The organism is Pseudomonas sp. TS_SC_3, from assembly GCF_056156225.1.
The window spans coordinates 965,340-978,028 of record NZ_CM149586.1 but is presented as its reverse complement, the minus strand read 5'-3'; the positions used below and the strand labels follow the sequence as shown (position 1 = coordinate 978,028).

At 56.3% G+C, this 12,689-nt stretch carries 14 protein-coding genes and 2 tRNA genes; 4 read left to right on the top strand and 12 right to left on the bottom strand.

Annotated features, from left to right (window positions below):
* Positions 1-72: 72 nt before the first annotated feature.
* The 10 genes from AC0J6G_RS04780 to AC0J6G_RS04735 all read right to left on the bottom strand — a co-directional run bounded on the left by AC0J6G_RS04780 (position 73) and on the right by AC0J6G_RS04735 (position 7,839).
* Positions 73-149, bottom strand: a tRNA-Pro gene (locus tag AC0J6G_RS04780).
* 81 nt (positions 150-230) lie between these two features.
* A complete protein-coding gene (locus tag AC0J6G_RS04775; protein ID WP_475251769.1) occupies positions 231-587 on the bottom strand; it encodes a MerR family transcriptional regulator in 357 nt (118 codons plus the stop codon).
* Positions 568-870 (bottom strand): integration host factor subunit alpha, encoded by a 303-nt coding sequence (ihfA, locus tag AC0J6G_RS04770; protein ID WP_475251767.1) that lies wholly within the window; start codon positions 868-870, stop codon positions 568-570. Before ihfA ends, AC0J6G_RS04775 begins: the two co-directional genes overlap by 20 nt.
* A 3-nt stretch (positions 871-873) precedes the next feature.
* Positions 874-3,252 carry a phenylalanine--tRNA ligase subunit beta gene (gene pheT, locus AC0J6G_RS04765; protein ID WP_475251765.1) on the bottom strand — a complete coding sequence of 793 codons (2,379 nt, stop codon included), beginning with the start codon at positions 3,250-3,252 and terminating at the stop codon, positions 874-876.
* Positions 3,253-3,297: 45 nt separating this feature from the next.
* Positions 3,298-4,314, bottom strand: a complete 1,017-nt coding sequence (gene pheS / locus AC0J6G_RS04760; protein WP_090256188.1) for a phenylalanine--tRNA ligase subunit alpha — start codon at positions 4,312-4,314, stop codon at positions 3,298-3,300.
* Positions 4,315-4,409: 95 nt separating this feature from the next.
* Positions 4,410-4,766 carry a 50S ribosomal protein L20 gene (gene rplT / locus AC0J6G_RS04755; RefSeq protein WP_040069108.1) on the bottom strand — a complete coding sequence of 119 codons (357 nt, stop codon included), beginning with the start codon at positions 4,764-4,766 and terminating at the stop codon, positions 4,410-4,412.
* 25 nt (positions 4,767-4,791) lie between these two features.
* A complete protein-coding gene (rpmI, locus tag AC0J6G_RS04750) occupies positions 4,792-4,986 on the bottom strand; it encodes a 50S ribosomal protein L35 (protein WP_079202156.1) in 195 nt (64 codons plus the stop codon).
* A gap of 60 nt (positions 4,987-5,046) precedes the next feature.
* Entirely contained in the window at positions 5,047-5,598 is a 552-nt protein-coding gene (gene infC / locus AC0J6G_RS04745; RefSeq protein ID WP_169852835.1) for a translation initiation factor IF-3, read from the bottom strand.
* Positions 5,598-7,520, bottom strand: coding sequence for a threonine--tRNA ligase (gene thrS / locus AC0J6G_RS04740; RefSeq protein WP_475251762.1), 1,923 nt, complete (start codon positions 7,518-7,520; stop codon positions 5,598-5,600). The genes infC and thrS overlap by 1 nt, the downstream gene beginning before the upstream one ends.
* A gap of 242 nt (positions 7,521-7,762) precedes the next feature.
* A tRNA-Val gene (locus AC0J6G_RS04735) sits at positions 7,763-7,839 on the bottom strand.
* A gap of 185 nt (positions 7,840-8,024) precedes the next feature.
* On the opposite strand from AC0J6G_RS04735, the gene AC0J6G_RS04730 reads away from it, so the two are divergent.
* Positions 8,025-9,308 (top strand): NAD(P)/FAD-dependent oxidoreductase, encoded by a 1,284-nt coding sequence (locus AC0J6G_RS04730; protein ID WP_475251760.1) that lies wholly within the window; start codon positions 8,025-8,027, stop codon positions 9,306-9,308.
* 61 nt (positions 9,309-9,369) lie between these two features.
* Here AC0J6G_RS04730 and AC0J6G_RS04725 read toward each other — a convergent pair whose 3' ends face one another.
* Positions 9,370-10,059: a PA2778 family cysteine peptidase gene (locus tag AC0J6G_RS04725; RefSeq protein WP_475251758.1), complete on the bottom strand. Its 690-nt coding sequence runs from the start codon at positions 10,057-10,059 to the stop codon at positions 9,370-9,372.
* A 223-nt stretch (positions 10,060-10,282) separates the two neighbouring features.
* Here AC0J6G_RS04725 and cbpA point away from each other — a divergent pair, with 223 nt between their 5' ends.
* From cbpA to AC0J6G_RS04710, 3 genes are all read left to right on the top strand, one after another.
* The gene (gene cbpA, locus AC0J6G_RS04720; protein WP_475253596.1) at positions 10,283-11,230 is read left to right on the top strand and encodes a curved DNA-binding protein; all 948 of its coding nucleotides are present in this window, start codon (positions 10,283-10,285) and stop codon (positions 11,228-11,230) included.
* Positions 11,230-11,529 (top strand): chaperone modulator CbpM, encoded by a 300-nt coding sequence (locus AC0J6G_RS04715; protein WP_475251756.1) that lies wholly within the window; start codon positions 11,230-11,232, stop codon positions 11,527-11,529. The genes cbpA and AC0J6G_RS04715 overlap by 1 nt, the downstream gene beginning before the upstream one ends.
* 161 nt (positions 11,530-11,690) lie before the next feature.
* Complete coding sequence (locus AC0J6G_RS04710; RefSeq protein ID WP_475251754.1) at positions 11,691-12,287, top strand: nucleotidyltransferase family protein; 597 nt, start codon at positions 11,691-11,693, stop codon at positions 12,285-12,287.
* 61 nt (positions 12,288-12,348) lie between these two features.
* On the opposite strand, the gene AC0J6G_RS04705 is transcribed toward AC0J6G_RS04710, so the two are convergent.
* The gene (locus AC0J6G_RS04705) at positions 12,349-12,687 is read right to left on the bottom strand and encodes a putative quinol monooxygenase (protein ID WP_475251752.1); all 339 of its coding nucleotides are present in this window, start codon (positions 12,685-12,687) and stop codon (positions 12,349-12,351) included.
* Between the last annotated feature and the right edge of the window lie 2 nt (positions 12,688-12,689).

Below are 12,689 nucleotides of genomic sequence, written 5' to 3'. Positions count from 1 at the left end.
CGCCAGTTTTGCGCACGGCCCACAAAATAAAACGGCCCAAGCACGTAAGTGCTTGAGCCGCTTAGGGTTTTTTGGTCGGGACGGAGTGATTCGAACACTCGACCCCTTGCACCCCATGCAAGTGCGCTACCGGGCTGCGCTACGCCCCGACGATGCTTACAAGTTACTGCAAGCGGGAGGTACCTTACAATAAACCGCTGATTTGTGGAAGTTTTTTTACTTTTACCTGCTTACTTACGAAGCACTAGAAGCACATCTTCAAGCTCGGCAATCATTTGCTTGATGAGCTGCTTGTACTGCGTATTGTCATCTTTGGCTTCATCACCGGACAGACGCTGACGCGCGCCACCGATGGTAAAGCCCTGATCGTATAAAAGCGCACGGATTTGCCGAATCATTAGTACATCTTGGCGCTGATAATAGCGGCGATTACCCCGCCGCTTAACCGGGTTGAGTTGTGGGAACTCCTGCTCCCAATAACGCAACACATGCGGTTTAACAGCGCAGAGCTCACTAACCTCACCAATGGTGAAGTAGCGCTTACCGGGTATGACGGGTAGTTCGTCGTTATGACTTGGTTCCAGCATACGCCTCGACCCTGGATTTAAGTTTTTGGCCCGGACGGAAAGTCACCACACGGCGAGCCGTGATCGGAATTTCCTCTCCTGTTTTTGGATTGCGACCGGGGCGCTGACGCTTATCGCGCAGATCAAAGTTGCCGAACCCCGAGAGCTTGACCTGTTCGTTGAGTTCCAGCGCTTGGCGGATCTCTTCAAAAAACAGCTCCACCAACTCCTTGGCTTCCCGTTTATTCAGGCCCAGCTCTTCATACAGACGTTCCGCCATCTCAGCTTTCGTCAGAGCCCCCATACGCTACTTCCTTAACGTGGCGTTGAACCTTTTTTCCAGGGAGGTGAGAATATTTTGCGTTGTGGTACTCACCTCATCGTCATTAAGAGTGCGCGATGGATGCTGCCAGGTCAAGCCAACAGCAAGGCTTTTTCTATGAGGATCAATGCCTTTACCGTGATACACGTCAAATAGCTTGAGGTCAGTCAGCCACTCGCCTGCAGCTTCACGGATCGCACCGAGCAAATCCTGCGCCGGCACATCACGATCGACCAGCAAAGCCAGGTCACGTCGCACCTCAGGGAACTTAGACAGCTCCTGGAACTTCGGCATAACGCCCTGAGTGATCTCACCCAGCACCAGCTCAAACATAAAGACGGCTTGATCCAGCCCCAGTGCCTTCGACAACTCGGGATGAATAGCGCCGAGGAAACCGACGACACGCCCTTCACGCTCAATGCGCGCCGTTTGCCCCGGATGCAGCGCCGAATGCTCACCCGGCACAAATGCAAAACTATCGCCCGCACCTGCGCTGGCCAGCAATGCTTCAACATCGGCTTTCACATCATAGAAGTCGACATCATCACGACCGTGCGCCCAACCTTCTGGCAAGCGCCCACCACAAATCACGCCAGCCAGCATCGGCTCTTGTTTCAAGCCTTCAAGCTGACCAACAAAGCGCAAGCCGCTTTCGAACAGACGCACACGCGGCTGCTGACGATTCAGGTTGTGCTCAAGCGCCTTAATCAGACCGGGCCACAAGGAAGAACGCATCGCCGCCATATCTGCGGAAATAGGGTTCGCCAGCATCAGCGGCTCAACGCCTGGATTGAACAGCTCGAACAACTTGGGATCGATAAAGCTGTAGGTAATCGCTTCCTGATAACCACGGGCAACCAGCAAACGGCGCAACGCAGGCAGTTCGACAGCTGCCTCTGCCTTGGCTTGCGGAGCCAAACGCGCTTGCGGGTAACGTACTGGCAAGCGGTTGTAACCATACAAACGGGCAAGCTCTTCGATCAGGTCAACTTCCAGGCTGATATCGAAGCGGTGGCTTGGCACACCCACCTTCCACTGCCCTTCGCCATCGGCACTAATGTCCAAGCCCAAAGCCGCCAGCAAACGGACAATTTCGGCATCATCCATCTTCAGGCCGAGCATCTGCTCGATGCGCTCAGCGCGCAGCGTGACCGGCGCAACGCTCGGCAAGTGCTCCTGATTGACGACCTCGATAATCGGCCCGGCTTCGCCACCGACGATTTCCAGCAACAGCGCAGTCGCCCGCTCCATCGCCTCGCGCGCCAGCTGCCAGTCCACGCCACGTTCGAAGCGGTGCGACGCATCCGTGTGCAAACCGTAGGAGCGAGCTTTGCCAGCGATGGCAATGGTGTCGAAGAACGCACTTTCAAGGAACAGATCGCGGGTCTTTTCGTTGACGCCGCTGTGCTCGCCGCCCATCACGCCGGCAATTGCCAGGGCGCGGCTGTGATCAGCAATCACCAGCGTATCGCTACGCAGGCTGACTTCCTGACCATCAAGCAGGACAAGCTTCTCGCCCTCCTCGGCCATACGCACACGGATGCCGCCATTGATCTCGGCAAGATCAAACGCATGCAGTGGCTGACCCAGTTCAAGCATCACGTAGTTGGTGATGTCGACCGCTGCATCGATACTGCGCACATCGGCGCGACGCAGGCGCTCAACCATCCACAACGGCGTGGGCTTGGACAAATCGACATTGCGCACAACTCGACCGAGGTAACGCGGGCAGGCTTGCGTAGCCAGAATTTCAACTGGGCGTACTTCATCATGGCTCGGCGCAACTGCAGCAACTACCGGGCGGACGACAGGCGAGGCGTACAAAGCACCGACTTCACGCGCCAGACCAGCCAACGACAGGCAGTCACCACGGTTCGGGGTCAGATCCACCTCGATGCTGGCGTCATCCAGATCCAGGTAGACACGAATATCCTGGCCCACCGGCGCATCAGCCGGCAGTTCCATCAGACCGTCATTTTCTTCGCTGATCTGCAGCTCAGAGGCCGAGCAAAGCATGCCGTTGGACTCAACGCCGCGCAGCTTGGCTTTCTTGATTTTGAAGTCGCCGGGCAGTTCAGCGCCGATCATGGCGAAAGGAATTTTCAAGCCGGGGCGCACATTGGGCGCGCCGCACACTACCTGAAAAGTTTCCGCACCATTGCTGACCTGGCACACGCGCAGCTTGTCCGCATCGGGGTGCTGCTCGGTGCTCAGCACCTCACCCACCACCACACCGCTGAATACACCGGCAGCCAGCGATACGCTGTCGACTTCAAGGCCGGCCATGGACAGGCGGGCAACCAGATCGTCGCGGGAAACCTGCGGGCTTACCCAACTACGCAGCCATTGTTCACTGAATTTCATACTGTCTGTTCTCCTGAACCAATTCGATTACGGAATGCGAGGGCGCTAGCGAAATTGCGCCAGGAACCGCAGGTCGTTATCGAAGAACAGCCGTAAATCGTTGACGCCGTAACGCAGCATGGCCAGACGCTCAACACCCATACCGAAGGCGAAGCCGGAGTATTTTTCCGGATCGATGCCAGACATGCGCAGCACATTCGGGTGCACCATGCCGCAGCCCATGACTTCCAGCCAGCCGGTCTGCTTGCACACGCGGCAGCCTTTGCCGCTGCACATCACGCACTGCATATCGACTTCGGCCGATGGCTCGGTGAAGGGGAAGAACGAAGGCCGGAAACGCACACCCAGCGGCTTTTCGAAGAACACACGAAGGAACTCTTCGATGGTGCCTTTGAGGTCAGCAAAACTCACACCCTCATCGACCAGCAGGCCTTCGACCTGGTGGAACATCGGCGAGTGAGTGATATCGGAGTCGCAGCGATAAACGCGGCCGGGACAAACGATGCGGATCGGCGGCTGCTGCGATTCCATGGTGCGCACCTGAACCGGAGAGGTGTGGGTGCGTAGCAACATGTTCGCGTTGAAATAAAAGGTGTCATGCATCGCCCGGGCTGGATGATGGCCTGGGATATTGAGTGCTTCAAAGTTGTGATAGTCGTTTTCCACTTCCGGGCCTTCGGCAATGCCGTAGCCAATACGGGTGAAAAACTGCTCAACGCGCTCCAGGGTCCGGGTGACTGGATGCAGACCACCAGAAGTCTGACCACGGCCTGGTAGGGTTACGTCGATTTTTTCGGCGGCGAGCTTGGCGCTCAGCGCGGCTTGTTCCAGAGTTGCCTTACGGCTGTTCAGCGCATCCTGAACCTGATCCTTGGCGGCATTGATCAACGCACCGGCTTGCGGGCGCTCTTCTGCCGACAGATTGCCCAGGGTCTTCATCACCTGAGTCAATTCGCCTTTCTTGCCCAGATAGTGAACCCGCAGTTGTTCCAGGGCATTCACATCGTCGGTGTGGCTAACGGCCTCAAGCGCTTGCGAGACCAGCACATCCAGATTTTCCATTTACAGACTCCAGATACGAAATAGGGGAAGAGCTTGAAGGCTCTTCCCCTATTGGTGACGTTTAGCACCGGGCGAGCCCGGTGATTGTCGGGGACTTAAGCCAGTACGGCTTTCGCTTTCTCGACAATCGCAGCAAACGCCGCTTTTTCGTTCACTGCCAGATCAGCCAGAACCTTACGGTCGATCTCGATGGACGCTTTTTTCAGGCCGGCAATGAAACGGCTGTAGGACAGACCGTTAACACGAGCACCAGCGTTGATACGAGCGATCCACAGAGCGCGGAACTGACGTTTTTTCTGGCGACGGTCGCGGTAGGCGTACTGGCCTGCCTTGATCACCGCTTGCTTGGCAACGCGGAACACGCGCGAGCGTGCGCCGTAGTAGCCTTTAGCGAGTTTCAGAATTTTTTTGTGACGCTTGCGAGCGATAACGCCGCGCTTAACACGAGCCATGAGTAATTTCCTCTATCTTGACCGATTAACGAACGCGCAGCATGCGCGCCACTTTTGCTACGTCAGACGGATGCACCATGGTGCTACCGCGCAGTTGACGCTTACGCTTAGTGGACATCTTGGTCAGGATGTGGCTCTTGAAAGCGTGCTTGTGCTTGAAGCCGTTAGCGGTTTTGAGAAAACGCTTGGCTGCACCACTCTTAGTTTTCATCTTTGGCATGTTCGGATACTCCGCATTCAGTTGATAAACATAACCGCAAGGCCTGCCGTGCCCTGGTGGTTACTTCTTCTTTTTGGGGGCGATGACCATTATCAGCTGGCGTCCTTCCATCTTTGGATGCTGTTCAACGGTGCCGTATTCAGCAAGGTCACCTTCAACCCGCTTCAACAACTCCATGCCCAGCTCCTGATGCGCCATCTCACGGCCGCGGAATCGAAGCGATACCTTGGCCCTGTCCCCATCACTAAGGAAACGTACCAGGTTGCGTAGTTTTACCTGGTAATCCCCTTCCTCCGTCCCTGGACGAAACTTGATTTCTTTAACCTGAATCTGCTTCTGGTTTTTCTTTGCAGCAGCAATCTGCTTCTTCTTTTCGAAGATCGATTTGCCGTAGTCCATCAGCTTGCAAACAGGGGGCACTGCATCGGCAGAAATCTCTACCAGATCCAGCTTGGCCTCTTCGGCCTTAAGAAGCGCGTCTTCAATTGACACAATCCCAAGCTGCTCACCCTCAGCGCCAATTAACCGAACCTCGCGTGCCGAGATATTCTCGTTGATCGGGGCCTTCGGTGCAGCTCGTTTATCTTGTCTCATTTCACGCTTAATAATGATTACTCCAAATCTTGGCGACCACGCCGGGAAACCGCCTGCGCAAGGAATTCAGCGAATTGAGTGACGGGCATTGAGCCCAGATCAGCACCTTCACGAGTACGCACGGCGACAGTTTTCGTCTCAACTTCCCGATCTCCGATAACCAAGAGATAAGGAACCTTGAGCAAAGTATGCTCACGGATTTTAAAGCCTATCTTCTCGTTCCTCAAGTCAGACTTGGCACGAAAACCGCTTTGATTGAGCGTTTTTTCCACTTCGAGGGCAAAATCGGCCTGTTTGTCAGTGATATTCATCACGACGGTCTGGGTCGGAGCCAGCCAGGCAGGGAAAGCACCTTCGTAGTGTTCGATCAAAATACCGATGAAACGCTCGAACGAACCGAGAATCGCCCGGTGCAACATGACCGGCACCTTGCGGCTGTTGTCTTCAGAAACGTAGCTCGCTTCCAGACGCTGCGGCATATTCGGATCGTACTGCAGCGTACCGCACTGCCAAGCACGACCAAGACAGTCGAGCAGCGTGAACTCGATCTTCGGGCCATAGAACGCACCCTCACCTGGCAGATACTCCCAAGGCAAGCCCGCTTCATTCAGCGCATTGGCCAGCGCCTCTTCAGCACGATCCCAGAACGCATCATCACCTACACGCTTGGCTGGGCGCGTGGAGAGCTTCATCTTGACGTCGCTAAAACCGAAATCAGCGTAAACCTGCAAGGTCAGCTTGATGAAATCAGCCGCTTCTTTCTTAACCTGCTCTTCAGTACAGAAGATGTGCGCATCATCCTGAGTGAAGCCGCGCACGCGCATGATGCCGTGCAAGGCGCCCGAGGCCTCATTGCGATGGCACGAGCCAAACTCAGCCAAACGCAGCGGCAGCTCGCGATAGCTCTTAAGCCCTTGATTGAAAACCTGCACGTGACACGGACAGTTCATCGGTTTGATGGCGTAGTCGCGACTCTCTGACTCCGTGGTGAACATGTTGTCGGCGTAGTTACCCCAGTGCCCAGACTTCTCCCACAGCACGCGATCAACGATTTGCGGGGTCTTAATCTCTTGGTAACCATTCTCGCGCTGCACACCACGCATGTACTGCTCAAGCACCTGATAAATGGTCCAGCCATTCGGGTGCCAGAACACCATACCCGGCGCTTCTTCCTGAGTATGGAATAGATCAAGGCGCTTGCCGATCTTGCGATGATCGCGCTTCTCGGCCTCCTCGATACGCTGGATATAAGCCGCCAGCTGCTTCTTGTCAGCCCAAGCCGTGCCATAGACGCGCTGCAATTGCTCGTTCTTGGCATCGCCGCGCCAGTAGGCACCGGACAGCTTGGTCAATTTGAAGGCTTTGAGAAAACGCGTGTTCGGCACGTGCGGACCACGGCACATGTCAACGTATTCTTCGTGGTAGTACAGGCCCATAGCCTGTTCATCTGGCATGTCTTCAACCAGACGCAGCTTGTATTCCTCACCACGCGCAGCGAACACCTCAATCACCTCAGCGCGCGGCGTCACTTTCTTGATGACGTCGTAATCCTTCTCGATCAGCTGCTGCATGCGCTGCTCGATGGCGGCCACATCATCTAAAGTAAAGGGGCGCTCAGACGCGATGTCATAGTAAAAACCGTCATCAATGACTGGACCAATCACCATTTTCGCGGACGGAAACAGCTGCTTGACCGCATGACCAATCAAGTGCGCACAGGAGTGGCGAATGATCTCGAGACCTTCTTGGTCTTTCGGCGTAATGATCTGCAGGGTTGCGTCGCTATCGATCAGGTCACAAGCATCAACCAACTTGCCATTGACCTTACCGGCCACCGTGGCTTTTGCTAGACCAGCACCAATAGATTGCGCCACCTCAAGTACGGATACCGGGTGATCGAACGAACGCTGACTGCCGTCGGGAAGAGTAATGATGGGCATGGCGCCTCCTCTCCTAGTGGTGACCTCTACCAAAGGCCACATGGGTTGGGATGAGCCAGTAAGCGATTCGGCGGTAAACCTGCCATACAGAAGCAGAAGCCTGTGAGCCAAACCAAAACCGAACCGCAGTCACTGGAGGTTTAAACAGCTACGAACCGCAGGGATGCTTGCAGAAAGCCAGGCTTACTGACAAGAACCCAATAAAAAAGGGCCGCCTAAGCGACCCTTTTTCCTACCAAATCTGGTAGGCACGATTGGACTCGAACCAACGACCCCCACCATGTCAAGGTGGTGCTCTAACCAACTGAGCTACGTGCCTACGATGGGTGCGCATTCTACGGCCACGGAAAAAACTGTCAACCTATTTTTCCGCTAACTGCCTGAATAATTGAATTATTTACTGTTCTACAACGCGTTTTATATTTCACACAGGCTACTAGCCGGGCATTTTTAACTCAGGTAGCATCCGCTCATTCGTAAAAAATAAAGAACAGAGGTTGCAATATGGCGCACACAGCTTATCCACAATCCTATTACGCGGCCTCCGCCAATCCTGTTCCGGCGCGCCCGGAGCTAAATGGTGAAGTTGAAACTGACGTGTGCATCGTCGGCGCTGGCTACACCGGCTTGTCGACGGCCATCGCCCTACTGGAAAGCGGCTTTAAGGTGAGCATCGTTGAAGCGGCTAAAGTTGGCTTTGGCGCGTCCGGTCGTAATGGCGGGCAGATTGTTAATAGTTACAGCCGTGATATCGATGTGATTGAGCGCAGCGTTGCACCGAAGCAAGCTCAGCTACTCGGCGATATGGCCTTTGAGGGCGGCCGGATCATTCGTGAGCGCATCGCCAAGTACAACATTGACTGCGACCTTAAGGACGGTGGGGTATTCGCCGCCAACACGCCCAAGCACATGAAACACCTCGAGTCGCAAAAAAAGCTGTGGGAGCGCTACGGCCATACCCAGCTGGAACTCATGGATGCCAAGCGCATCCGTGAAGTGGTCGGCACCGACATTTACGCCGGTGGCATGCTCGATATGAGTGGCGGTCATATCCACCCACTCAACCTGGCACTGGGCGAAGCCGCTGCGGTTGAGTCCCTAGGCGGCGTTATTTACGAACAGTCACCTGCCATCCGCATCGAGCGCGGCGCCAACCCGGTGGTGCACACGCCTAACGGTCGGATCAAAGCCAAGTTCGTGGTCGTCGCCGGCAACGCTTACCTGGGCAACCTGATTCCGGAACTGTCGGCCAAATCGATGCCGTGCGGCACTCAGGTCATCACCACCGAGCCATTGTCTGCCGAACTGGCGAAAAGCCTGCTGCCGCAAGACTACTGCGTAGAAGACTGTAACTACCTGCTGGATTACTACCGTCTCAGCGGTGATAACCGCCTGATTTTTGGTGGTGGCGTGGTGTACGGTGCGCGCGACCCCGCCAATATCGAGGCAATTATCCGCCCGAAAATGCTCAAAGCCTTCCCGCAGCTGAAGGATGTCAAAATCGATTTCGCCTGGACCGGTAACTTCCTGCTGACCTTGTCGCGACTGCCGCAAGTGGGTCGCCTGGGCGACAACATCTACTACTCGCAAGGCTGCAGCGGTCACGGCGTGACCTACACCCACCTGGCTGGCAAGGTTCTGGCTGAGGCACTGCGCGGTCAGGCCGAGCGCTTCGATGCATTCGCTGATTTGCCGCACTACCCCTTCCCGGGCGGCCGTCTGTTCCAAGTGCCGTTCAGCGCACTGGGCGCCTGGTACTACACCCTGCGCGACAAGCTGGGCATCTAAAGCGGCGCAGACAGAAACGGCACCTCAAGGGTGCCGTTTTGCGTTCTAGCTTTTAACGCGTTTACAGCTGCGCATCCGGCCACCTTTGTTGCGCTGTTCGTAACGCGCGCTGCGCAGCCTCGGCTCGGCCTTGTTGTTGCAAATCACGGGCAGCTTTCAACCATACGTCTTTGCTCGGTTGCGCCGGCAATTGATGGGTAGGCGTGACCAATACCGCCCAACGCCCCGCCTCTTCCCATGCATCGTCAAAACTAGCGAAGCTGGTGTACCAACGCCGGGTATTACCCGAACGCAACACCAGCGTGCGCTCGCGCTGGTCATAGCCCACCAGCAGTGCAAACTGCGACCCTGGCCCGCCGAACAGACGATCTTGCATCACCAGCACCGGGTGCCCTGCCGACACCTGTTGCATCAGCGCATCTAGATTGCCGGCTAAGGGATAGACCAACAGCTCATACGATCGCGCCACCACCTCGAGCCCTGCTTGTACATCCTGCCCTTTAGCCAGCTGCTGTATGCGCTCATCCACCAGGCCTGGGCTACTGATCACCCCATGATGATTAAGCAGCGCCGCCAACGCCGAAGGCCCGCCCTGCGCATCACTGAGCTGAAAGAACGGCACATCCGCCAGCTCAACCCGCTCGGGCAGGCGCTTGGTCTCAGGCAGCAGCTGCGGCCCACCAGCGCAGCCAGTAAGCAAAATAAACAGGGCAACCGGCAGAAGCTTTACTACGCGCACAGACTGAAACATCACTCACCCACTGACTTGTTTGTGGCGCAGAGCATAACGATGAAGTGCCGATGACCCAACCCATCCCAGCCATTTGCCGCTGGATACCCCAGCAGCGTGTAGAGAATCGCCACCGTCAGCAATTGAGCGATATGCAACTATCCTGATCACTGGCAAGACGCTTGCCTCCGGCATGCGTCAACAGGGGTGGGAAATTAGTCAGCAGACGAACCAGGGTGGCTCGATGGACTTCAAGGATTACTACAAGGTGCTCGGGCTTGAGCCAGGAGCCGATGATAAAGCCGTGAAAACGGCTTATCGCAAACTAGCACGCAAATACCATCCCGACGTCAGCCAGGAAAAAGACGCGGAAAACAAATTCAAAGAAGTCGCCGAAGCCTATGAGGTGCTGAAAAACGCCGAGAAGCGTGCTGAGTACGACGCACTGCGCCAATACGGGAATCAAGGCCAACCCTTTGAGCCGCCACCCGGCTGGCAACCACGAAGCGGCGCGGGCTTCACTGATGACATAAACAGCCAAAGCGAGTTCTCTGACTTCTTTGAGTCGCTGTTTGGTGGCGCGGGCCGTCATCAAAACGCAGGTCGCAGCAGTTCACGGCGCGGCCAGGATGTGGAAATGGCGCTGCCGCTGTTACTAGAGGAAACCCTGGCCGAGGAAAGTAAACAAATCGCTTTTCAGCTTGCGCAATACAGCGCCGAAGGCCAGCCATTACCGGCCATCAACAAGACCTTAAATGTGAAAATCCCCCGCGGCGTAAGCAATGGCGAACGTATCCGCATAAAAGGCCAGGGGGGGCCTGGAGTGGGTGGTGGTGCGAACGGTGACCTGTATTTGATTATTCAACTGGTGCCACACCCGCTGTTCGATGTTGAAGGACACAACCTCATCCTCACGGTGCCGCTAGCACCCTGGGAGGCCGCACTGGGCGGGCAAATCACAGTGCCTACGCTGACCGGCAAAATAAACCTGCGCATCCCTGCCAACACACAAAGCGGGCAACGGCTGCGGATCAAGGGTAAGGGGCTGGTTAATAAACTTGGTGAGCCAGGTGACCTGTATGCGCTATTCAAAATCGTCATTCCCGCCCAGACCGATGACGCCACGCGCCCACTGTGGGCGCAACTGGCCGAACAAGCCGCTTTCAACCCGCGCGCGCAGTGGAGTCAGTGATGAGTAGCCTGATCATGCAACTAAACATTCACGAGTTCTGCCAATACGCCGAACTGCCGCAAACCGTTTTGCTGGAAATTGTCGACCACGGCATCATCGAGCCACGCGGCAGCTCTCCTGAGCAGTGGCTGTTCGATGCCAACGCCCTGGCCATCGTCAAACGTGCGTTTCGCCTGCAAGCCGAACTGCAGATCGAATGGGCAGGCGTTGCTCTTGCACTGCAACTGCTCGATGAGCTGGAACAGCTGCGCGCCGAAAACAGCCACTTACGCCGGCGTTTGGCGCGCTTCGAGCAATAACCGCCTGGGCAAGGGTGCTGACAATTGAACCTGACGCGACTGGGTGAAAGTGCCTTTACCCAGTCGCTTTATGGCCTCAGCATTGCCCACCTTCAATTCTTTCCCCGCACAGCGGCGGGCTGAAGATAAACAGCCCCGCAAAGCATGAAGGATATTTCCTAATGACAGTCCCCTACGCCAACTCCGAGTGTGTTGGCCTGGTGCTCGCAGCCGGCAATGGCCAGCGCTTTGGCAGCGACAAACGCCTTGCCCAACTAGCAGACGGTAACAACCTGCTGCTGGCGACATTGCTGCGGGCGCAGGAAGCCTTCGCCGATGTGCGCGTGGTGTTAAAGACTGAGGATGATGCGCATGCCCTGGCCATTCCGCCTGGCATTCAGGTTGTTCGTGCGGCGCATGCCCACCAGGGTATGGGCTCAAGTTTAGCGGCAGGCATCAGCAGCCTTGCCAATAGCCAGGCCAGTGCAGTGGCAGTGCTGCTCGGGGATATGCCCTGGATTTCTGGTGCAACGCTGCGCCAACTGCGCGCACATGCCCATGCGGACCGTATCGTTGTCGCTTACTGCGACGGCCAGCGCGGACACCCGGTGCTGTTTGGTCGGCGCTTCTGGCCCGAGCTGATGCAACTGCAGGGAGAGCGTGGCGCCAAGGGTTTGATCAGCGCCTACCCGCAACAGGTGATTGAAGTGGCGCTCGATGACAACGGCATTTTGCAAGACGTCGACAGGCCGGCGGACCTCCGCCCCGTTACGCAGTGAGCGGCTGGATGCACGCAGGGCGATAGGGACATTTAAGTCAACAGCGCCCCTTCAACGACCCTCAGCCGGCAATGTCCGCAGGCGAAACAGCAGTGGGTTCGCTGTCTTCCGCCAGCGCTTCAAGCACATAAACCTGACGCTCAAGCAACAGATCGCCCAGCGCATTGGCCATTGCTTGGTAATGCGGCATCTGCCGATGGAGTGCTATCGCCTCGTGACTGGCCCAGCGCTCGACAAACACAAAACGGCCGGCCTGCTCCGTGCACCGATTCAGGCGGTAAGACAAACAGCCATGCTCCGCTTGCGAGGGCTGCACACACGCGCGCAGAACTCGCTCGACCTCTGATGCTTTGCCCTCTTTGGCAGTCAGTACAGCCACAACGCTTACAAATTCACTCATGC